The organism is Salinarimonas rosea DSM 21201 (assembly GCF_000429045.1).
Classification (GTDB): domain Bacteria; phylum Pseudomonadota; class Alphaproteobacteria; order Rhizobiales; family Beijerinckiaceae; genus Salinarimonas; species Salinarimonas rosea.
The window spans coordinates 151914-173017 of sequence record NZ_AUBC01000001.1; the positions used below are offsets into that span (position 1 = coordinate 151914).

At 72.5% G+C, this 21104-nt stretch carries 21 protein-coding genes; 10 read left to right on the forward strand and 11 right to left on the reverse strand.

The genetic code is table 11. The features are described from left to right. Positions 1 to 82 precede the first annotated feature (82 nt). The 3 genes from G407_RS0100750 to G407_RS0100760 all read left to right on the forward strand — a co-directional run bounded on the left by G407_RS0100750 (position 83) and on the right by G407_RS0100760 (position 2605). Positions 83 to 1363 carry a branched-chain amino acid ABC transporter substrate-binding protein gene (locus G407_RS0100750; protein ID WP_029029266.1) on the forward strand — a complete coding sequence of 427 codons (1281 nt, stop codon included), beginning with the start codon at positions 83 to 85 and terminating at the stop codon, positions 1361 to 1363. Positions 1364 to 1478: 115 nt separating this feature from the next. After that, the gene (locus G407_RS30065) at positions 1479 to 2168 is read left to right on the forward strand and encodes a class I SAM-dependent methyltransferase (RefSeq protein ID WP_052340782.1); all 690 of its coding nucleotides are present in this window, start codon (positions 1479 to 1481) and stop codon (positions 2166 to 2168) included. Beyond that, complete coding sequence (locus G407_RS0100760; protein ID WP_029029267.1) at positions 2165 to 2605, forward strand: MarR family winged helix-turn-helix transcriptional regulator; 441 nt, start codon at positions 2165 to 2167, stop codon at positions 2603 to 2605. Before G407_RS30065 ends, G407_RS0100760 begins: the two co-directional genes overlap by 4 nt. A gap of 93 nt (positions 2606 to 2698) precedes the next feature. Here the strand turns inward: G407_RS0100760 and G407_RS0100765 are convergent, their stop codons facing one another. Then, positions 2699 to 3133 (reverse strand): MAPEG family protein, encoded by a 435-nt coding sequence (locus G407_RS0100765; RefSeq protein ID WP_029029268.1) that lies wholly within the window; start codon positions 3131 to 3133, stop codon positions 2699 to 2701. Then, complete coding sequence (gene guaB, locus G407_RS0100770) at positions 3130 to 4623, reverse strand: IMP dehydrogenase (RefSeq protein ID WP_029029269.1); 1494 nt, start codon at positions 4621 to 4623, stop codon at positions 3130 to 3132. Before guaB ends, G407_RS0100765 begins: the two co-directional genes overlap by 4 nt. Positions 4624 to 4975: 352 nt before the next feature. Here guaB and G407_RS0100775 point away from each other — a divergent pair, with 352 nt between their 5' ends. Then, positions 4976 to 5617 (forward strand): TetR/AcrR family transcriptional regulator, encoded by a 642-nt coding sequence (locus G407_RS0100775; RefSeq protein WP_052340846.1) that lies wholly within the window; start codon positions 4976 to 4978, stop codon positions 5615 to 5617. Positions 5618 to 5719: 102 nt separating this feature from the next. Next, positions 5720 to 6100 carry a DUF2852 domain-containing protein gene (locus tag G407_RS0100780; protein ID WP_043538602.1) on the forward strand — a complete coding sequence of 127 codons (381 nt, stop codon included), beginning with the start codon at positions 5720 to 5722 and terminating at the stop codon, positions 6098 to 6100. 130 nt (positions 6101 to 6230) lie between these two features. Here G407_RS0100780 and groL read toward each other — a convergent pair whose 3' ends face one another. Together groL and groES are read right to left on the reverse strand one after the other, a co-directional pair. Next, positions 6231 to 7856, reverse strand: a complete 1626-nt coding sequence (groL, locus tag G407_RS0100785; RefSeq protein WP_029029272.1) for a chaperonin GroEL — start codon at positions 7854 to 7856, stop codon at positions 6231 to 6233. A gap of 43 nt (positions 7857 to 7899) precedes the next feature. After that, positions 7900 to 8214 carry a co-chaperone GroES gene (groES, locus tag G407_RS0100790; RefSeq protein WP_029029273.1) on the reverse strand — a complete coding sequence of 105 codons (315 nt, stop codon included), beginning with the start codon at positions 8212 to 8214 and terminating at the stop codon, positions 7900 to 7902. Between the two features lie 350 nt (positions 8215 to 8564). On the opposite strand from groES, the gene G407_RS0100795 reads away from it, so the two are divergent. Further along, the gene (locus G407_RS0100795; RefSeq protein WP_029029274.1) at positions 8565 to 8834 is read left to right on the forward strand and encodes an usg protein; all 270 of its coding nucleotides are present in this window, start codon (positions 8565 to 8567) and stop codon (positions 8832 to 8834) included. 68 nt (positions 8835 to 8902) lie between these two features. Beyond that, the gene (locus tag G407_RS24960) at positions 8903 to 9523 is read left to right on the forward strand and encodes an exopolysaccharide biosynthesis protein (RefSeq protein WP_052340784.1); all 621 of its coding nucleotides are present in this window, start codon (positions 8903 to 8905) and stop codon (positions 9521 to 9523) included. 148 nt (positions 9524 to 9671) lie between these two features. Here G407_RS24960 and ligD read toward each other — a convergent pair whose 3' ends face one another. From ligD to G407_RS0100815, 3 genes are all read right to left on the reverse strand, one after another. Further along, the gene (gene ligD / locus G407_RS24965) at positions 9672 to 12428 is read right to left on the reverse strand and encodes a DNA ligase D (RefSeq protein WP_052340786.1); all 2757 of its coding nucleotides are present in this window, start codon (positions 12426 to 12428) and stop codon (positions 9672 to 9674) included. 13 nt (positions 12429 to 12441) lie between these two features. Beyond that, positions 12442 to 13497: a non-homologous end joining protein Ku gene (gene ku, locus G407_RS24970; RefSeq protein WP_084327137.1), complete on the reverse strand. Its 1056-nt coding sequence runs from the start codon at positions 13495 to 13497 to the stop codon at positions 12442 to 12444. A 168-nt stretch (positions 13498 to 13665) separates the two neighbouring features. Beyond that, positions 13666 to 14673: a glucokinase gene (locus G407_RS0100815; protein ID WP_029029275.1), complete on the reverse strand. Its 1008-nt coding sequence runs from the start codon at positions 14671 to 14673 to the stop codon at positions 13666 to 13668. Between the two features lie 340 nt (positions 14674 to 15013). Between G407_RS0100815 and G407_RS0100820 the strand changes: the two genes are divergently transcribed. From G407_RS0100820 to trpA, 3 genes are read left to right on the forward strand one after another with little or no spacing between them, the layout of a single operon-like run. Beyond that, positions 15014 to 15724 carry a phosphoribosylanthranilate isomerase gene (locus tag G407_RS0100820; RefSeq protein WP_052340788.1) on the forward strand — a complete coding sequence of 237 codons (711 nt, stop codon included), beginning with the start codon at positions 15014 to 15016 and terminating at the stop codon, positions 15722 to 15724. Between the two features lie 59 nt (positions 15725 to 15783). Beyond that, complete coding sequence (gene trpB / locus G407_RS0100825) at positions 15784 to 16962, forward strand: tryptophan synthase subunit beta (protein WP_052340847.1); 1179 nt, start codon at positions 15784 to 15786, stop codon at positions 16960 to 16962. Positions 16963 to 17008: 46 nt separating this feature from the next. After that, positions 17009 to 17842: a tryptophan synthase subunit alpha gene (trpA, locus tag G407_RS0100830; protein ID WP_029029278.1), complete on the forward strand. Its 834-nt coding sequence runs from the start codon at positions 17009 to 17011 to the stop codon at positions 17840 to 17842. A 13-nt stretch (positions 17843 to 17855) separates the two neighbouring features. Here trpA and G407_RS0100835 read toward each other — a convergent pair whose 3' ends face one another. The 4 genes from G407_RS0100835 to G407_RS0100850 form a co-directional block, all read right to left on the reverse strand. Further along, complete coding sequence (locus G407_RS0100835) at positions 17856 to 18593, reverse strand: LrgB family protein (RefSeq protein ID WP_029029279.1); 738 nt, start codon at positions 18591 to 18593, stop codon at positions 17856 to 17858. Further along, entirely contained in the window at positions 18590 to 18943 is a 354-nt protein-coding gene (locus G407_RS0100840; protein ID WP_029029280.1) for a CidA/LrgA family protein, read from the reverse strand. The genes G407_RS0100835 and G407_RS0100840 overlap by 4 nt, the downstream gene beginning before the upstream one ends. Positions 18944 to 19171: 228 nt before the next feature. Then, positions 19172 to 19675, reverse strand: a complete 504-nt coding sequence (locus G407_RS0100845) for an RNA pyrophosphohydrolase (protein WP_029029281.1) — start codon at positions 19673 to 19675, stop codon at positions 19172 to 19174. A gap of 16 nt (positions 19676 to 19691) precedes the next feature. After that, entirely contained in the window at positions 19692 to 20951 is a 1260-nt protein-coding gene (locus tag G407_RS0100850; protein ID WP_029029282.1) for a divergent polysaccharide deacetylase family protein, read from the reverse strand. Between the last annotated feature and the right edge of the window lie 153 nt (positions 20952 to 21104).

Consider the following 21104-nt stretch of genomic DNA (forward strand, 5'->3'; position numbering starts at 1 on the left):
ACCGCCGCCATCGGGCCTTGATCTCGGTCAATGAGACGGCATTCTCGACGACGAAATGAGCAGCGGAAGGGAACCAAACGCGATGACGATCGAGCCGCAGGTACCCGCCGCCCTCGTCGCTCTCCTGCTCGCGGCGCTCGTCGCGCCCACGGCGGCCCCGACGGCGGCGCTCGCGCAGGCACCGATCGCGGTCGTGGCCCCGCAGAGCGGGCCGCTCGCCGCCTTCGGCGCCATGCTCGAGACGGGGGCGACCCGCGCGGCGGAGGCGATCAACGCGCGCGGCGGAATTCGCGGCGAGCCGGTGGAGATCCTCGTGCGCGACGACATCGGCGACCCCGCCCGCGCCCGCACGGTGGCGGGTGCGCTCGTCGCGGAGGTGCCCGACCTCGTCGCGGTGATCGGCCACGTCACCGCGGGGCCCTCGCTCGAGGCGGCGCCGATCTACGCGCAGGCCGGCGTCCCGATGATCACGCCCGCGGTCGGCGAGCCCCGCCTGACCGAGGACGCGGCCTGGAACGTGCTGCGCCTCGCACCCACCGATTCGGCGCAGGGCGCGCTCGCGGCCCGCCACATCGCCGCGCGCGATCCGGACGCGCGCGTCGCGATCGTCCACGACAAGTCCGGCTTCGGGAAGGGCGTCGCCGACACGGCACGCGCCGCGCTCGATACGGCCGGGATCGTGGACGTGTTCTACGAGGGGCTCGACGCCGGCGAGCCGAACTATCGCGGCCTCGCCGCGCGGATCGCCGCGGCCGAGCCCGGCTTCGTCTATTTCGGCGGCCTCGCCCCCGAGGCCGCGATCCTGCTGCGCGACCTGCGCGCCGCGGGCTCCCGGGCGGTGCTGGTGGCGACCGACGCCATCGTCTCCCCCGTCTTCGCGAACCTCGACCCCGCGCTCGCCGCGGGCACGCTGATGACGGCGGCCGCAGATACCGCCGGCAACCCCGCAGCGACGACGATCGCAGGCGCGATCCTCGCCGAGGCTGCGGCCACGCAAGCGGGAGCGGGCGAGGATGCCGCCGGCGAGCCCGGGCAGGCGGCCGATCCCGCCGCGGTCCCCTCGCCGCCGAGCGTGGTCCCGGTCCTCGCAGCGGAGGACGTCATCGAGACGCTCCACCCGGTGGCGCTGCGCGCCTACGCCGCCGTCGAGGCGATCGCCGCCGCGGCGAACGCAGTCGGCCCCGGAGAAGGCGAGGCCATCGCCGCGCGCCTGCGCGAGGCGCCGGTCGACACCGCGCTCGGCCCCGTGCGATTCGACGCGGCCGGCGAGGTCGAGCTCGAGCTGCTCGCCGTGCACGAATGGCGGCCGGGGCCGCTGGGACAGCTCGACTATGTGGGGAACGCGTTGGGCGCGGGCGACTAGAGCATCCGCGCGCGTGGTCGCCGAGGCGGAAGGACGGGAGGGCGGCGGAGATCGTCAAGATGCTTGACTAAATCGGCGCGCCGGCCGAAGCTGGAACCTCGCTCGGAGACCGATCATGCCTCCCGCCGATCCTCTCGCCGTTCCCGCCGCCCACGACGCGCCGACGGACCGGCTGACGTCGAGATACGACGCCGCCGCCCGGCGCTGGCACGGCAAGATCTCGCGCTTGCGCTACCTCGACGCCTACGCGGCGATCGCGCGAAGCGCGCGGGAGCGGGTCGCGCCGGCGCATTCCGGTGCACCGCTGCGCGTGCTCGACGCCGGCGCGGGCACGGGCGGCTTTTCGCTGGCGTTTGCCGCGACCCGGACCGAGCCGCTCGCGCTCGACCTGCTCGACCGGTCGGGGGCGATGCTCGCGGCGGCACGGGCGAACCTCGAGCAGGCGGGCCTGTCCTGCCGCACGATCGTCGGCGCCCTGGGCGAGCGGTCGCTGGAGCACGGGACCTACGACGTCGTGCTGTGCAGCCATCTCGTCGAGCACCTGCCCGATCCGACGGCCGCCCTCGCCGACTTTCGCGCGGCGCTCCGGCCCGGCGGCGCGCTGCTCCTCGTCGTCAGCAAGCCGCATTGGTGCACGGCGCTGCTGCGGCTCGTCTGGGGCCATCGCGCACTGGCGGATGCGGAAGTCGCAGAGCGCCTCGCGGCCGCGGGCCTCGTCGACCACGCCCGCTGCCCGTTCGCGCTGGGCCCGCCGAGCCGCACGAGCATGGGCCATCTCGCGCGCCGCCCGGTCGAGGCGACGTGACGGCGCGCCGGGACGACCGACCGGACCATGTCGGCATCCTGCTGTGGGACGCCGCCGCCGCTTGGCACGCGCGCTTCGTCGCTGCGATGGTGGCGGCCGGCCATCCGTGGTTCGGCGAGGCGCGCGGGACACTGCTGCGCCACATCGGGCGCGAGGGCGTGCCGCAGGGCGAGCTCGCCACCCGCGCGGGCCTGACCAAGCAGGCCGTGCAGCAGCACGTCGACACACTCGTCGCCGACGGGATCGTCGAGCGCGCGCCCGATCCTGCGGACGCGCGCCGCAAGCAGGTCCGCCTCACGCCCGCCGGCCGCGCCGCCCTCGCCGACAGCGATCGAATCAAGGGCGAGATCGAGGCCGCCTACGCGGCCCGCCTCGGGGCGGAGCGCTTGGCCGGCTTGCGCGCGGCGCTCGCGGCACTGGCGAAGCGCGACTGCTAGAGCACCTGACGGCTCATCACCTGTCTCGCGAGCCGAATCTGCGTTCCTCGCACGACCTCTCGCACACCCGCGTCGGAGCGAGCGCGCAGCGGATCAGAACGCGTACAGTCCCACGGCGAACCACGCCCAATGCGCGATCAGCACGCCCATCCCCAGGACGAAGATCGGCCCGCGCTTCCTCACGTCGTTCGACGTCACGAACACGGCCGCGTGGGCGATTCGCGCGGCGACGAAGGCCCAGGCGAGGACGAGGTCGACGAGATCTCCCTCCCCCGTCACCAGCAGGAACGCGACGAGGACGTAGAAAAGGACCGGCAGCTCCAGCTGGTTCTGGAAGCAGTTGCCGATCTGCAGGATGCGCTTGGGCCAGTTCGGCTCGCGCAGGGCGATGTCGCGCATCTTCACCTCGCCCCGCCCCACGGCGGAAAAGCGCATCCGCCCGCCCCAGACGAGGAGCGCGAAGGTCATCGCCACGAGGACCAGGGCGGGCGCGAGCAGCGCGCCCGCAGAGACCGGCCCGCCGATCATGTGCGCGAGGGATAGTTCGGGCTCTCGCGGGTGATGGCCACGTCGTGGACGTGGCTCTCGCGCAGGCCTGCATTGGTGATGCGCACGAACTCGGCGCGCGTGGCGAAGTCCTCGAGCGTGCGCGAGCCCGTGTAGCCCATGGCCGCGCGCAGGCCGCCGGCGAGCTGGTGCACCACGGCATAGACCGGCCCCTTGTAGGGGACCTGGCCCTCGATGCCTTCGGGCACGAGCTTCATCTGGTCCTTGATGTCCTGCTGGAAGTAGCGATCGGCCGAGCCGCGAGCCATGGCACCCACGGAGCCCATGCCGCGATAGGCCTTGTAGGAGCGCCCCTGGTAGAGGAACACCTCGCCGGGCGCCTCCTCGGTGCCCGCCAGCAGCGAGCCGACCATCACGGTCGAGGCGCCGGCGGCAAGGGCCTTGGCGACGTCCCCGGAGAACTTGATGCCGCCGTCGGCGATCACCGGCGTGCCGGTGCTCTCGGCGGCGCGCACGGCCTCCATCACCGCGGTGAGCTGGGGCACGCCCACGCCCGCGACGATGCGCGTCGTGCAGATCGAGCCCGGCCCGATGCCGACCTTCACGGCGTCGGCGCCGGCGTCGATCAGCGCCTTGGCGCCGTCGTAGGTCGCGACGTTGCCGGCGATGACCTGGACCTGGTTGGAGAGCGTCTTCACCCGTGCGACGGACTTCAGCACGCCGGCCGAATGGCCGTGGGCCGTGTCCACCACGACGACGTCGCAGCCCGCCTCGACCAGACGCTCGGATCGCTCGAACCCGGCGTCTCCCGTCGTCGTCGCCGCGGCGCAGAGGAGGCGGCCCTGCGCGTCCTTGGCGGCCTCCGGGAAGGCGACCTGCTTCTCGATGTCCTTGACCGTGATCAGGCCGGTGCAGCGGAAATGGTCGTCGACGACGAGCAGCTTCTCGATCCGGAACTGATGCAGCAGCCGGCGCGCCTCGTCCTGGGAGACGTCCTCGCGCACCGTGATCAGCCGATCCTTGGTCATCAGCTCGGAGACCGGCTGGGACGGATCGTCGGCGAATCGCACGTCGCGGTTCGTGAGGATGCCGACGAGCTTGCCCTTGCGGCCGGACGGCCCGCGCTCCACGACGGGGATGCCGGAGATGTGGTTGCGCTTCATCAGCTCGAGCGCGTCGGCGAGCGTCTCGTCGGGATGGATGGTGATCGGGTCCATCACCATGCCCGACTCGTACTTCTTGACGAGGCGCACCTGCTTGGCCTGCTCGTCGGGCTCGAGGTTGCGGTGGATGACGCCGATGCCGCCCATCTGGGCCATGGCGATCGCCATCCGGCCCTCGGTGACGGTGTCCATCGCCGAGGCGATGATCGGCAGGTTGAGGCGTATCTGGCTGGTGAGCCGGGTGCGCACGTCCACCTGCGACGGCAGCACGTCCGAGTGGGCGGGACGCAGCAGGACGTCGTCGAAGGTCAGGCCCTCGGTCAGTCGGTCTTCGATCAAACGGGCCATGGTTCCAACTCCCTCGCGGCGGGGACGGCCGGGCGACGCGTCATGCGCCCGCGGCCCTGAGTTGGCGTGGGTCCGTATCATGCGGAAGACGGCCGGTCGAGAGGTTCTCGCGCCGCAGCATCGCGCGGCGCGGGGAAGGACCGACCGATCGCGTCGCCGCGGCGCCCGTCACGCGCCGTCGGTGACGATCGGGCCGTGCCACGTCCGCGCGGCGTGGCATCCGCGCGACGAGAAGCCGGAGCTTAGGCCGCTCGTCCGCGACGCGATTCGCCGCGGCGTCGCCCGCGGACCGGCCGAGGACGCCCGCCGCTGCCGGCTTGCGGGGGAACCCGGCAGGCTCTACCTCGAAGCGATGGACACCGATCCGCGCGAGCCGCCCGAGGCGGGGCGGCGCAAGAGCTATCATCACGGCAACCTGCGCGAGGCGCTGGTCGAGGCCGCGCGGGTGCTGATCGAGGAGAAGGGCCCGCTCGGCTTCACCATGGCGGAGGCGGCACGCGCGGCAGGGGTGAGCCCGGCGGCGCCCTACCGGCATTTCGCCGGGCGCGAGGAGCTGATCGAGGCGGTGGCGCTGCAAGGCTTCACGCTGTTCGCCGAGCGGCTGGAGCGCGCCACCGAGGGCGGCGAGAGCGCCCCGCTCGCGGCCTTCACGGCAGCGGGAAACGCCTATCTCGACTTCGCCCGCTCGAACCCGGGCTACTACATCGCCATGTTCGAGTCGGGCGTCGCGATCTCCGCGAACGCGCAGCTGAACCGGATGGCGGACCGGGCGATGGCCGTCCTGCGGCTCTCGGCGGAGCGGCTCTCCGCGCATCTGCCGGCGGCGAAGCGCCCGCCGGCGGGCATGGTCGCGAACCATATCTGGGCCTTCAGCCACGGCGTCGTCGAGCTCTTCGGACGCGGCCGGCCGGGATCGCGCGCGCCCTATTCCGCCGAGGAGATGCTGGAGAGCGGCACCGCCATCTACCTGCGGGGCCTCGGCCTCATACCCTGATCGGCGCGCCCGTCGGCGAAGTTCGCGCATTCCGGCTTGACAGTTCCCCGTGCGGCGACCATCTATGTGAATGTGAATAACATTCACATCAGAAGGTGCGCTATGCAGACCATGACCATGACCATGAGCTCGGCGACGGATTGGATCGTCCGCTGTCGCGACTGGCTCGACGAACGCGGAAAAGGCGCCTGGATCGCCGCCATCGTGGCGGGCTTCATCGTCTTCTGGCCCATCGGCCTGGGCCTTCTACTCTACATGATCGGGAGCAAGCGGATGGCATGCAAGGGCTGGGGCCGGCGGAACCGGCAGGCGGTGTCGGGCGCGACGGGCAACGCCGCCTTCGACAGCTATCGCGCCGAGACCCTCAAGCGCCTCGAGGAGGAGCGCGACGCGTTCATGTCGTTCCTCGACGAGCTGCGCCAGGCCAAGGACCGCGCCGAGTTCGACCAGTTCATGGCGCGCCGCAACGACGGCGGCGCGTGACGGCCCACCGGCCGGCACCGTCGCATGGACGACGAACCGGCGCGCCGCACGGCCTGAGGGGATCAGAAAAGGGGCCGCCCTCGCGGACGGCCCCTTCCCGCATCGACGCACGCTCGATGCGTCGGCGCGCTCAGAAGTCCATGTCCGGCGCGCCGCCGGCGGCCGGGGCGGCCTTCTTGGGCTTCTCGGCGATCATCGCCTCGGTGGTGACGAGGAGGCCGGCCACGGAGGCGGCGTCCTGCAGCGCCGTGCGCACGACCTTGGCCGGGTCGATCACGCCGAACGAGAACATGTCGCCGTACTGGCTCGCCTGGGCGTTGAAGCCGAAGGCGTAGTCGGCGCTCTCGAGCACCTTGCCGACGATGACCGAGCCGTCCTCGCCCGCGTTGAGCGCGATCTGGCGGGCCGGCGCCTGGATCGCCCGGCGCACGATCTCGATGCCGGTCTTCTGGTCGTCGTTCGCGGGCTTCAGGTCCGCGAGCGCCTTGACCGCGCGCAGCAGCGCGACGCCGCCGCCCGGCAGGATGCCCTCCTCGACCGCGGCCTTGGTGGCGTGCATCGCGTCGTCGACGCGATCCTTGCGCTCCTTCACCTCGACCTCGGTGGCGCCGCCCACGCGGATGACGGCCACGCCGCCCGCGAGCTTGGCGAGACGCTCCTGCAGCTTCTCGCGGTCGTAGTCCGAGGTGGTCTCCTCGATCTGCGCCTTGATCTGCGCGACGCGCGCCTCGATGTCGGTCTTCGAGCCGGCGCCGTCGACGATGGTGGTGTTCTCCTTCTCGATCACCACCTTCTTGGCGCGGCCGAGCATGTTCAGCGTGACGTTCTCGAGCTTGATGCCGAGGTCCTCGCTGATCGCCGTGCCGCCGGTGAGGATGGCGATGTCCTGCAGCATGGCCTTGCGGCGATCGCCGAAGCCGGGCGCCTTCACGGCCGCGATCTTCAGGCCGCCGCGCAGCTTGTTGACGACGAGGGTCGCCAGAGCCTCGCCCTCGACGTCCTCGGCGATGATGACGAGCGGCTTGCCCGACTGCACCACCGCCTCGAGCACGGGCAGCAGCTCCTGCAGGTTGGAGAGCTTCTTCTCGTGGATGAGGACGTAGGCGTCCTCGAGCTCGACGCGCATCTTCTCGGCGTTGGTGACGAAGTAGGGCGAGAGGTAGCCGCGGTCGAACTGCATGCCCTCGACGATGTCGAGCTCGGTCTCGAGGCTCTTGGCCTCCTCGACCGTGATGACGCCCTCGTTGCCGACCTTCGCCATCGCCTCGGCGAGGAAGCGGCCGATCTCCGAATCGCCGTTGGCGGAGATGGTGCCGACCTGGGCGATCTCGTCGTTGTTGGCGATCTTGCGGGCGTTCTTCTTCAGGTCCGCGACGATCGCCTCGACGGCCATGTCGATGCCGCGCTTGAGGTCCATCGGGTTCATGCCGGCGGCAACCGACTTGGCGCCCTCCTTCACGATGGCCTGGGCGAGAACGGTCGCGGTCGTCGTGCCGTCGCCGGCGAGATCGTTCGTCTTCGAGGCCACCTCGCGCACCATCTGCGCGCCCATGTTCTCGAACTTGTCGGAGAGCTCGATCTCCTTGGCGACGGTGACGCCGTCCTTGGTGATGCGCGGCGCGCCGAACGACTTCTCGATGACGACGTTGCGGCCCTTCGGGCCCAGCGTCACCTTCACCGCGTCGGCGAGGATGTCGACGCCGCGCAGCATGCGCTCGCGGGCGTCGGCGGAAAACTTGACGTCCTTGGCAGCCATTTTTCGTCACTCCTCGAGAGACATGACCTGTCTTGAAGCTGGATCAGGCGGCCTTGCGCGCCGCCTCGGACGCGTCGAGCACGCCCATGATGTCGGACTCCTTCATGATGAGGAGATCCTCGCCGTCGATGCGCACCTCGGTGCCGGACCACTTGCCGAAGAGCACGCGGTCGCCGGCCCTCACGTCGAGCGCGACCACCTCGCCCTTCTCGTTGCGGGCACCCGGACCCACCGCGACCACCTCGCCCTGCTGGGGCTTCTCCTTGGCGGTGTCGGGGATGATGATGCCGCCGGCCGTCTTGGTGTCGGCCTCGATGCGGCGAACGACCACCCGGTCGTGCAGGGGACGGAACTTCATGGCTTCTCAGTCTCCGAATGATGCGAGATCGTCATGATCCTCGTCGAGCGGGTGTGCGCGGTTGTCGCGCCACGCCCCGCCCGAGCGCGGAGGTAGTCGGCCCAAGGTCACGCTTCAAGAGGGACCGGAGAAAATTTTGGCACTCTCTCCATCGGAGTGCCAGGGGCGGGGGGCGGAAGCATGGCAGCACTCCTGAGCAGACGCTGCCAAGATATTGATTTAGCGGAGAAAAGCTGCTTTCGCGCTTGCGCGGATCGCGCACTGTGGCATCATCTCGGGAGCCGGCGTACGCGTCGGGTGTGCCACCTGCGCGGGGCCGGCGACCGTCGTCACACGCATGGAGCCCCCGCATGGCGTCGACCGCGTTCACGAAGCAGCTCGCAGGCTACGGCCTGACCACGGCTCACATCCTCTACCGCCTGCCGGACCACCCCGGCATCCTCCAGACCTACGTCTGGCAGGACTACGATCTCGCGCCGCGCTTCCCCGAGCTGAACGATTTCCTCGCCTTCTGGCGCCGGGAGCTCGACGGCCCGCTGCACTCCGTACGGGTGGCCCACCAGGGGCTGATCCGCCCGGCGGAGTTCAACGCAGTGGACGGGATCGTGACGCTGCATTGAGCCGCTGGCGCCGGGGCGTGCGGCCTCCTATCTGAGGGGCGCCCGAACTCGCACCCCCGGCCGGCATCGTGCAGCGCACCTCGGAAATCCTCGAGCGGCTCGTCGAGAACGAGACCGCCGAGACACTCACCCTCGGCGAGATCGTCCTGCGCCTGCGGGCGCGCTCCTTCGGCGTGCTGCTCATCCTGTTCGCGGCGCCGATGCTGATCCCGACGCCGCCGGGCTTCTCCACCGTGGCCGCGGCACTGATCGTGCTGGTGGCGTTCCAGTTCCTGGTCATGCGCCGGTCGCTGTGGATGCCGCGCCGGCTCGCCCGCCGCACGGTGCGCACCGACTTCCTCCAGCGGGTCGTCGCCTGGACGGTGCCCAAGCTCAAGCGGATCGAGCGCTGGTCGCGCCCGCGCGCCGTCTCGATCACCCGCCTGCGCGCGCGCCGGCCGCTCGGCGTGCTGATCCTGATCCTGGCGGCGATCATGGCGCTGCCGATCCCCGTCGTCGGCAACACGCCGCCGGCGATCGCCATCGTGCTGATGGGCTTCGGCATGATCGAGCGCGACGGCGCCTTCGTCGGCGCCGGCGTCACGGTGGGCATCCTGGCGATCGGCCTGATCGCCGGCCTCGGGCTCGGCCTCACCGCGGCCTTCGAGGCCTTCGTCCCGGCGAGCTGGCTCGCCGCCCTCCCCTTCTGACGGCCCTTCCTCCCCGGAGGGGAGGAGTCCGCGCGGAGCGCGGGCGGTGGGGCCGTTCGCCCGTTCCCGCGGGCCAGACAGCCGCCCTCCCCACCCTCCGTCCTTCGGCCGTCGTCCTCCCCTGCGGGGAGGAGGCGGGCGCGGCGGCTCATCCGCGCCGGTAGGCCGGCTTCGGCAGGGTCTGCTTCGTGTCGGCCATTCCCGCCCACGGGTCGCGCTTCAGGTGCGCGAGGCGGGTCGGCAGGTTCTCCACGGTGAAATGGTCGGGAGCGATCTCCGGGCCGAGCTCGTCCCACCCGAGCGGGGCCGCCACCGGCGCGCCGGGGCGGGCGCGGGTGGAGTAGGCGGCCACCGCGGTCGCGCCGCGGCCGTTGCGCAGGTAGTCGATGAAGATCCGGCCCTGTCGCGCCTTTTTGGCGAGCGTGTCCGTGTAGCGGGCGGGCTCGTCCTTCGCCATCGCGCGCGCGAGACCCGAGGCGTAGGCCTTGGCCTCGTCCCAGCCCGCCTTCGGCACCAGCGGGACCACGACGTGCAGGCCCTTGCCGCCGGTCGTCTTGACGACGCTCTCGAGCTTGTCGGCGGCGAGCCGCTCGCGCACGGCCCGGGCCGCCTCGATCACCTCGGGAAAGCCCACGCCCTCACCGGGGTCGAGATCGAAGACGAGCCGGTCGGGCCGCTCCGGGTCGTCGAGCGTCGAGCCCCAGGGGTGGATCTCGAGCACGCCGAACTGGACGAGGCTCATCAGCCCGCGCAGGTCGCGCACGGCCACGAGGCGGTCGTCCCCCACGTTCGGCGTCAGCACCGCGCGGTCGAGGCCCGCCCAGGGGTGCTTGGCGAAGAAGCAGTCCTTCTGGGCGCCGGCCGGGCAGCGGATCACCGCGAGCGGCCGGTTCGCGATCTGCGGCAGGATCCAGTCCGCCACCTCGACGTAGTAGTCGGCGAGCCCCTGCTTGGTGATGCCCTGGCCCTCCCAGAGGACGCGGTCGGGGCTCGTGAGCGCAATGCCGGCATAGGCGTCCTGGTCCGTGCCCATCGTCGTCCTCGTCTTGCGCGTGCTCGTCTTGCGCGTGCTCGCCACGCCGGCCTTGCTCGACTTGCCCGCGGGCAGGTCCCGTGCCTCGCCCCCCGACGGCGCCGGGGACTCCCGCACGACCTCGCGCGGGTCCTTGTCCTCGCGCAGCCCCTTGAAGGAGGCGTGCCGCAGGAGCCCGTCCGGCGTCCAGCCCCGCAGCTCGACCTCGGCGACCAGCTCCGGCCGTGCCCAGCGCACCCTCGCGGTGGCGGCGCGCGGCAGCGGCGCGGAGAACGGCGGCGCATGCGCGTGGACGGCCTCGATCGCGTCGTGGAGTGCCTTCGCGTCCGCTTCCTTGAAGCCGGTGCCGACGCGCCCGACATGGACGAGCTCGTCGCCCTCCCAGACGCCGAGCACGAGCGAGCCCACCGCCTTGCGCCGGCTCGTCGCCGGGACGTAGCCGGCGATGACGAATTCCTGCCGCGCCGAGCACTTGGTCTTGCGCCAATCCTCGCCGCGCCCGGAGCGGTACGGGCGGTCGGCGCGCTTGGAGATCACGCCCTCGAGGCCGATCCGGCAGGCGTGGCGGACCATCGCCTCGCCGTCCGCCTCGATGTGCTCGGACAGGCGCACGAGCCCGCCCGCGGGCGCATCGTCGAGGAGGAGCGCGAGCAGGCGCTTGCGCTCCGCCAGCGGCGCGCCGGTGAGATCGACGCCGTCGAGATGCAGGAGGTCGAAGGCCTGGTAGACGATGGCCGAGCCGTCGCCGGCCTTCAACGCCGCCTGCAGCGCACCGAAGTCCGAGACGCCGCGCGCGTCCTCCACCACCGCCTCGCCGTCGATCAGCGCCGTGCCGAGCTCGAGCCCGACGAGCGCTTTCGCGAGCGGGCCGAACCTCTGCGTCCAGTCGAGGCCCTTGCGCGTGAGGAGCGCGACCTCGCCCGCGTCGATGCGGGCCTGGAGGCGGTAGCCGTCGAACTTGATCTCGTGCAGCCAGCGATCGCCCGAGGGCGCCACGTCGGAGAGGCTCGCGAGGCAGGGCGGCACGAAGGCGGGGAGCTTCGCCCGTCTCGCGCCGGGGATGTCGGCGAGGCCGGGGGCGGGAACGCCGGCGCGGACGGCCTTCGGCTCCGCGCGGGGCGACGGCTTCCTCGCTGGAGCCTTCTGCGCCGGAGCCTTCTTCGCTGGAGCCTTCGGCGCCGAAGCCTTGCTCGCCGACGGCTTCGCCTTCGGATCGGCCACCTTCGCCTCCCAGTCGGCGCGACGGACGTCGCCCGCCTTCAGGTCCGCGATGGTGCGCCCGGAGACGACGGAGGTCTCCTCCTCGGCCAGGATGTCGCCCGCGCCGGCGGGGCGGGCGGCCTCGTCGTCGGACTTGATCAGGAGCCAATTCTCCTTCGAACTCGCCCGCCGCTCGTTGCCCGCGCCGGTACGCACCAGGTGCCAGCGCCCGCCGAGCCGCGTACCCTCCAGGGTGAACGTGAGGCGGCCGCGCTCCATGCCCGCGCGCGGGTCGCCCTCGGGCTCCCAGACGCCCTCGTCCCAGACGATCATCGCGCCCCCGCCGTAGGCCCCCTCCGGGATCAGGCCCTCGAAGGCGAGATAGTCGAGCGGGTGATCCTCGGTGTGGACGGCGAGCCGCTTGTCGCCGGGAACGAGGCTCGGGCCGCGGGTCACCGCCCAGGACAGCAGCACCCCGTCGAGCTCGAGCCGCAGGTCGTAGTGCAGCCGCCGCGCCGCGTGCTTCTGCACGCAGAAGCGCAGACGCTCGCGCCGCCGGCGGGCGGCGGCCCGCCCCGTCGGCTCGGGCGTCGCGTGGAAGTCGCGCTTGTCGCGGTAGCGCCCGAGCGGATCGTCCGCCCCGCGGGCGGCCTCTGCGGTGCGGCGTGCCATCGGGGCCTCCCCCTCAGCTCGCCTTGCGCTGCTTCGCCGCCGGCTTGCGCGCCGTGGTGCGGCCGCTCTCCTTCTTGCCGGACGCGCTCGCCTTCGCGGCGCTCGGCTTGGATGCACTCGGCTTGGAGGCCGAAGCCTTGGACGGCGCGGCCTTCGACGCGGAGGCCTTCGACGGGGCGGCCTTCGACTTCGCCGACCCCTTCGAGCCCTTCTCCTCCGCCGCCTCGGGGACCGTGCGCGCCTTCGCCTTGGTGCGGCTCGGCGGCCCCTTCCTCGCGGGATCGCCGCCTTCCTCGGCGGCGAGCGAGCGCTTGAGCGCGTCCATGAGGTTGACGACGTTCGAGGGCTGCGGCGCCTTCGGCCGCGGCGCCTCGGCGGCACCGGACTGCTTGGCGCGGATCATCTCGACCAGCGCATTCTCGTAGCGGTCCTCGAAGGTCTCGGGCTCGAAATGCCCGGTCTTCGTCTCGACGATGTGCAGCGCGAGATCCTTCACCTCGTCGGGATAGTCGACATCGGGAATGTCCTCGAAGACCTCCTCCTCGCCGCGGATCTCGTAGGCGTAGTGCAGGGTCGTGCCCATCAGCCCGTCGTCGAGGGGCTCGAGCAGGATCAGCCGCTCGCGCCGCGCCATCACCACGCGCCCGATCGCCGCCATGCCCTTCTCGCGGATGGCGTCGCGGATCACGGCGAAGGCCTCCTGCGCCACCTTGTCGTCGGGCACGAGGTAGTAGGGGCTGTCGAGGTAGCGCTCGTCCACCTCCGAGCGCGGGACGAAGGTCTCGATGTCGATCGTGTGGGTCGATTCGAGCTTGAGCGCGTCGATCTCCTCGTCCTCGACCTGGATGTACTCGTTCTTGCCGACCTTGTAGCCCTTGACCTGATCCTCGGCTTCCACCGGCTCGCCGGTCTCGGCGTCGACGTAGACCCGCTTCACGCGGTTGCCCGTCTCGCGGTTGAGGGTGTTGAAGCGCACCTTCGCGGAGGACGTCGCGGCGGGGTAGAGCGCCACGGCGCAGGAAACCAGCGAAAGCTTCAAGTAACCTTTCCAGATCGCGCGCGCGGCCATGGGTGATCTCCAGATCTCGACCCGCATTCGCGAGTCGAGACGACTCGTGCGCGGAGTCGATCGACTCGCCAGGCGAATCGAACGTGACTCTCGCCGAGTCGTTCCGGGGCTACGAAGACTCGCGCTCGTCGAGCAAAACTCCTCTCCCGTCCGGGAGAGGGGAGCCCGTCAGATCCGCCAGAGGCGCGCGGGGTAGTCGATGACGAACCGGTCCGGGTCGGCGCCGACCGCGGCCATGGCGCGCAGGACGACGTCGTCGGAGGGAAGCCGCATCAGCGGCACCGCGCGGGCCAGCGAGTCCACGGGCGCCTTCTCCTCGAACAGCGCCCGGAAATGCGGCTCGTCGATCAACGGCGCGAGGGACGCGAGCACGCCGCCGCGGATGACGACGCCGCCGGTCGCCGCGAAGACGATGCCCATGTCGCCCGAGAAGCGCGCGAGGTGCTTGAGGAAGGCCGCGACCGTGGCGCGCGCGTGCGCGCTCTCGCCGGAGACCGCGCGGGCCGCGACGAGGGGCGGATCGCCCTCGACGGCCGCGGGGTCGAGGCCGAAATCGGGCGCCAGCGCCCGGTGCAGACGCACGAGGCCCGGCCCGGAGAGGATCGCCTCGGACGTGATGCGGCCGAAATGCCGCTCGAGCCGCGGGAAGACGCGGTAGTCCTCCTCGTCGATCGGCCCGAAGCCGACGTGCCCCGCCTCCCCCGGCAGCGGCGCGGCGCGCCCCGCGACGGTGACGAGCGCGGCCATGCCGAGGCCCGTCCCCGGGCCGAGCACGAGCTTGGGCCCGCCGCCGGGCGGGACCGGAGTGCCGATCTGGACCGCATCCTGCGGCTCGAGCACGGCGAGCGCCAGCGCGGCCGCCTCGAAGTCGTTGAGCAGCAATCCCTGCGCGAGGCCGAAATGGCGCGCGAGGTCGGCCCCGTCGAAGGTCCATTGCGCGTTCGTCAGCCGCGCCTCGCGCCCGAGCACCGGCCCGGCCGCGCAGAGGACGAGGCTCTTCGCCCCCGAGGGCGTCGCCGCGATCGCCTGCTCCACCGCCTCGTAGGCCGTCGGCGTCTCCTTCGTGCGCAGCCGGCACACGGGAACGAGCGGCGCGCCCGGCGCCTCGGCGAGCGAGAAGCGGGCGTTCGTACCGCCGACGTCGGCGACGAGGAGGGGATGCGGGAAGGAAGTCATGACCTCTCAACGCGCGAGGGGCGGAAGGGGTGTCTCCCGACCGTGATAGGCGACAGGGCCGGGCGGGGGCAACAGCCGGGGCGGCCGCGGGATGGAATGTCGTCGATGCCGCGCGCCGACCGCCGCCGCTCCGCAGGAAAGGACGGAGGCCGAAGGCCGGCGGGTGGGGCGGGCGGCGATGCCGCGCCCGAGGATGATCGAACGCCCCTGCCGCCCGCTCTTCGCGGCGGCTCCTCCCCTCCGGGGAGGACCTGGGTCGTCGCAGTGGTGCGAACACCCCTCGGCCCGCGACCCGCCGCCCCCTTCACAAGCCCCGCCCCCTGACGTAAGCCTCTCGCCCATGAACGGCCCCTCCACCAGCGCCCCCTCGACGAGAGCCCCCGGCCTCGTCAAGATCTGCGGCCTCAGCACGCCCGAGACGCTGGATGCGGCGCTCGCGGCGGGTGCCGACATGGTCGGGCTCGTGCATTTCGCCCGCTCCCCCCGGCACGTCGAGATCGACGCGGCCGTGGCGCTCGCCGAGCGGGCGCGCGGGCGCGCGCAGGTGGTGGCACTGGTGGTCGATCCGCAGGACGACCTCCTCGCCGCGCTCGCCGTGCGGGTGCGTCCCGATCTCCTCCAGCTCCACGGCAGCGAGACGCCCGAGCGCGTCGCCGCCATCCGCGAGCGCTTCGGCGTGCCCGTGATGAAGGCGATCGGCATCGCGGAGGAGGCCGATCTCGCCCGCGTGGCGCCCTACGCCGCCGTGTGCGACCGCCTGCTCTTCGACGCCAAGCCGCCCAAGGACCCCTCCGCGCTGCCCGGCGGCAACGGGCTCGCCTTCGACTGGCGGCTCGTCGCCGCGCTCGACCCCGGCCGGCCGTCCATGCTGTCGGGGGGGCTGACGGCGCACAATGTCGGCGCGGCGATCGCCGCGACGGGCCTGCGCGCCGTCGACGTCTCCTCCGGCGTCGAGACCGCGCCGGGGCTCAAGGACCCCATCGCCATCGCGGCCTTCACGGCCGCCGCCCGCGCCGCCTGGCGCGCACAGGACGAGGCAGGAACGCCGTGACCGCTCCGCAGAAGCCCAACTCCTTCCGCAACGGCCCGGACGAGACCGGGCATTTCGGCATGTTCGGCGGCCGCTTCGTGGCCGAGACCCTGATGCCGAACATCCTCGAGCTCGAGGCCGCCTACGCCGCGGCCAAGGCCGACCCCGAGTTCGAGCGCGAGCTGCGCGCCTACGCCAAGCACTATGTCGGGCGCCCGAGCCCGCTCTACTACGCCGAGCGGCTCACCGAGCACGTGCGCGAGAGCGCGGGCCCGGACAAGGGCGCGAAGATCTACCTGAAGCGCGACGAGCTCAACCACACCGGCGCGCACAAGGTCAACAACGTGCTCGGGCAGATCCTGCTCGCCCGGCGCATGGGCAAGAAGCGCATCATCGCCGAGACCGGCGCGGGCCAGCACGGCGTCGCCACGGCGACGCTGTGCGCGCGCTTCGGGCTCGAGTGCATCGTCTACATGGGCGCCGTCGACGTGGAGCGGCAGAAGCCCAACGTCTTCCGCATGGAGATGCTCGGCGCCACCGTCGTGCCCTGCCATTCCGGCTCGAAGACGCTCAAGGACGCCATGAACGAGGCGCTGCGCGACTGGGTGACCAACGTCGAGACGACGTTCTACTGCATCGGCACGGTCGCCGGCCCGCATCCCTATCCCGGCATGGTGCGCGACTTCCAGTGCGTCATCGGCGACGAGGTGCGCTGGCAGATGCAGGAAGCGGAAGGCCGGCTGCCGGATTCGCTGATCGCCGCCATCGGCGGCGGCTCGAACGCCATCGGCCTGTTCCACCCCTTCCTCGACGACGAGAGCGTCGCGATCTACGGCGTCGAGGCCGCCGGGCGCGGGGTCGAGACGGGCGAGCACGCGGCCTCGATCGCCGGCGGCAAGCCGGGCGTGCTGCACGGCAACCGCACCTACCTCTTGATGAACGACGACGGGCAGATCACCGATGCCCACTCGATCTCGGCCGGGCTCGACTATCCCGGCATCGGCCCCGAGCATTCCTGGCTCGCCGACGTGGGGCGCGTGACCTACCTCTCGGCCCGCGACGACGAGGCGCTCGCCGCCTTCCAGATGATGTCGAAGCTCGAGGGCATCATCCCCGCGCTCGAGCCCGCCCACGCCATCGCCAAGGCGGTGGAGATCGCGGCGGAGCAGCCGCGCGACCACCTGATGGTGGTCAACCTGTGCGGCCGCGGCGACAAGGACATCTTCACGGTGGCCGAGCATCTGCGGGGCGGGCTGTGATCGCCGCCCTCGCCGAGCCTGCCCGCCGCCCATCGGAACAGACGCCATGACCGCCCGCATCGACGCCCGCTTCGCCAAGGCCCGCGCGGAGGGCCGCGCCGCCCTCGTCACCTACGTCATGGCCGGCGATCCCGACCCGGAGACCTCGCTCGACGTTCTGCGCGCCCTGCCGAAGGCCGGGGCCGACATCGTCGAGCTGGGGCTGCCCTTCACCGACCCGATGGCCGACGGCCCGGCGATCCAGGCGGCGGGCCTGCGGGCGCTGAAGGCCGGCCAGACCACCGCGAAGACGCTCGATCTCGTGCGCCGCTTCCGGGCGGAGGACGCGGACACCCCGGTCATCCTGATGGGCTACTTCAACCCGATCTACCAGTACGGCGTGCCGCGCTTCCTCGCCGACGCGAAGGCGGCCGGCGTCGACGGCATGATCGTGGTCGACCTGCCGCCGGAGGAGGACGCCGAGCTCTGCCTGCCCGCCCTCGAGGCCGGCCTCGCCTTCATCCGCCTCGCGACGCCCACGACCGACGACAGGCGCCTGCCGGCGGTGCTCGCGAACACGGCGGGCTTCGTCTACTACGTCTCGATCACCGGCATCACCGGCGCGGCGACGCCGGACTTCGGCAAGGTCGCGAGCGCGGTCGGCCGGATCAAGCGCCACACCGACCTCCCCGTCGTCGTCGGGTTCGGGGTGAAGACCGGCGCGCACGCCGCCGCGATCGCCGAGGGCGCCGACGGCGTCGTCGTCGGCTCCGCGCTGGTCGCGACGCTCGAGGCGAGCCTCCAGGACGGCGCGGCGACCGCCGAGACCGTGCAGGGTGTCGCCCGGCTCGTCCGCGAGCTGGCGGAGGGTGTGCGCAGCGCTGCGAAGACGCCGGGGTAAGGCGCACCCACCGTCATCCCACGATCCACGCCACCACCACGGGCGCCGCGAAGGCGGTCACGAGTCCGTTGAGCGCCATCGCCAGCCCCGCGAACGTGCCCGCCACCGGGTTCACCTGCAGCGCGCGGGCGGTGCCGATGCCGTGGGCGGCGAGGCCCACCGCGAAGCCGCGGGCGCGCCAGTCCTTCACGCGGAGCAGGTTCAGCGTCGGCGTCACCAACGCCGCGCCGGTGATGCCGGTGGCGATGACGAGGACCGCCGTGAGCTCCGGCACGCCGCCGATCTCGCGGGCGACGCCCATGGCGATCGGCGCCGTCACGGACTTCGGCGCGAGCGACGCGACGAGCGCGCTGTCGAGGCCGACCGCGAGCGCGAGCCCGACCGCGCTCGCGATCCCCACCACCGCGCCGACCATCAGCGCGACGACGAGCGGCAGGAGGTTCGCGCGGATCTCGGCGCGGTGGCGCACGATCGGGATCGCCAGCGCCACCGTGGCGGGGCCGAGCAGCACGTGCACGAACTGCGCGCCCTCGAAATAGGTCTCGTAAGACGTTCCCGTGGCGATCAGCACCGCGCCGAGGACGACGATGGCGACGAGCACCGGGTTGACGAAGGAGTTGCGGCCAGACCACGCCGAGAGCCGGTCCGCGCCGAGATAGACCGACAGCGTCAGCGCGAGCCAGAACAGCGGCGAGGTCGCGAGGTAGACCCAGAACTCCGCGGCCGCCTCGGGAACGGGCGCGGGGCTCATCGCCCTCCCTCCTTCGCCGGCCGCGCCAGGAGCGCGAAGACGCCCGCCGTGACCGCCATCGTCACCAGCGTCGAGACGACGAGCACCGCGACGAGCCCCAGGAGCTCGGCCCGCAGCAGGTCGAGATGCTGCAGCACGCCGACGCCCGCCGGCACGAACAAGAGGCTCAGATGCCGCAGCAGCGCGTCCGCCGTCGGCTCGACGGCGCGCAGCAGCGCGGGAAACGCGATCGCCAGCAGCGCCAGCGCCGCCAGCCCGACCACGGGCCCCGGCGTCGGCAGCCCGGCGAGCCGCGCCGCCGCCTCCCCGGCGAACTGGAACAGGACGATGAGGACGAATCCGTGCAGCATGGGCGCCTCCGTGAGGGGCGGCCATGAGAGCACGGCGGGCGGGCGTCTGTCCCCTGCCGCTGTCCCCTGGCGCCCGGACCTCTCGCCCACCGGCTTCCTCCCCGCAGGCGAGGACGGAGGCTAAAAGGCCGGAGGGTGGGAAGGGCGGCGGGCCGGCGCGATCGCACGGCGCACGGCCCCACCGCCCGCTTCGAGGCGCGGACTCCTCCCCTGCGGGGAGGACGCGGCTCAAGGGGCAGCGAAGCGCGCGAAGTCCGCCACCACGCGCTCGTAGACCGCGCGCTTGAAGGGGATGATCAGCTCCGGCAGGCGCTCCAGCCGCTCCCAGCGCCAGGCCTCGAACTCGGGCTTGTGGCCGGCGGGGCTGGCGATGTCGATCTCGCTGTCGTCCCCCTCGAAGCGGAAGGCGAACCAGCGCTGCGTCTGGCCGCGCCACTTGCCCTTCCAGGCCTGGGCGGCGACCGTGCCGGGGAGGTCGTAGGCGTACCAGTCCGCGGCCTCGCCGACGAGGCTCGCGCTGGTGACGTTCGTCTCCTCCCGGAGCTCGCGCCGCGCCGCCGCGAGCGGGTCCTCGCCCGGGTCGATGCCGCCCTGGGGCATCTGCCAGACGTAGGGTCCGTCGACGTGCTCGGGGCCCGACTCGGGCAGGCGCTTGCCGACGAAGACGAGGCCGTCGCGATTGAAGAGCGCGACCCCGACGCAGGGGCGGTAGGGCGGCAGATCGTCGGTCATCCGGGTCTCCGGTGTCTCAGCCACCCGGCGTCGCCAGCGCGGCGGAGACCGGCACGAGCCGGACGCCGCGCTGCTCCGCCTGCGCGGCCCAGGCCGCGATGCGGTCGACCGTCATCGGCAGCGCGCTCGCCGTCGCCACCGCGATGCCGCGCTCGCGGGCGAGGCGCTCGAGCCGGGAGAGCTCGGCGTCGATCCGGTCGGGATCGGGCACCGTGTCCAGCACGACGTCGCCGACGGCAACCGGCAGCCCGGCATCGGCGGCGAGCGCCGGCGCGCGGCTGCGCGAGGATGTGCCGTCGTCGACATAGGCGAGCCCGCGCCCGCCGATCTCGGCGAGGATCGGCTGGAGGCTCGCGGCGTCGCCGGTGAGCTTCGCGCCCATGAAGTTGACGACGCCGACATAGCCGGTGAACCGGCCCATCACCCAGTGCAGCCGGTCGCGGTTGTCCTCGACGGAGGCCTCGGTCGTGAGCGTGTGCGGGCCGGGGTCGCTGCGGGGATAGTCGAAGGGCTCCATCGGCACCTGGAGGAAGACCTCGTGCCCGTCCTCCCGGGCCCGCGAGACGTGCCGGTCGAGATCGCCGCCGTAGGGGGCGAAGGCGAGGCTCACGTCCGGCGGCAGCCGATCGACGGCGCGGGTCGTGCCGGACTGGCTGATGCCGAGCCCGGTGACCAGGATGGCGACGCGGGCGCTCTCCGAGAGGCTCATCGGCGTCGGCGGCCGGGCGTAGACCCGCGCCGGCATCGCCCCGTCCTCCCCCACCCGCGGGAGGAGACCGTAGCGGGTGCGCTCGACGAGACGCTGGTCGGGCGCGGGCGCGAGCCCGCCGGACGGCGCCGCCCCCGCCGGGGCGGGAGGGGTCCCCTCCCCCGGCGGAACCTGGATGATCAGAGCGCCGGGCTCGGCCGCCCCGCCGGGACGCGTCACGGACACGCCGGACGCCCGCTCGATCTCGGCGGCGCTGGTGCCCGCACCCGCTCCGCGCGCGGACATGTCCTGGATGAGGGCGAGGCCGCTCTGCGGCGCGGTCCCGCCCGCCGGATCGACCGGCATGGGCGCCGCGCCCGGCGCGCCCTCTCGGATCTCGACGACCACCTGCGGGTCCCCCCCGGACGGGTCGTCGACGAGGGCGAGGTAGCCGCCGATCAGCGCCGCGAGCGTCATCGCCCCGCCGGAGGCGATCCGCCCGAGCGGCAGGCGCGCCAAGAGCGATGGCCGGCGCTCCTCGCGCTCGGTGCCGAGCGGTGTCGTCAGGTCGTCGGACGCACTGGACACGTACCCCGTCTCCGATCCTCGTCGCCGATGCTCGTCTGCGGTCCCGTCCGCGGCGCCTGCGGGCCGAATCGCGCGACGGCCCGCCTCCAATGTCGAGCATCGGAGGCGGGCCGTCGAGTGCCTGGTTCGGTGCCGAGCCGCGGGGCTTCGGTA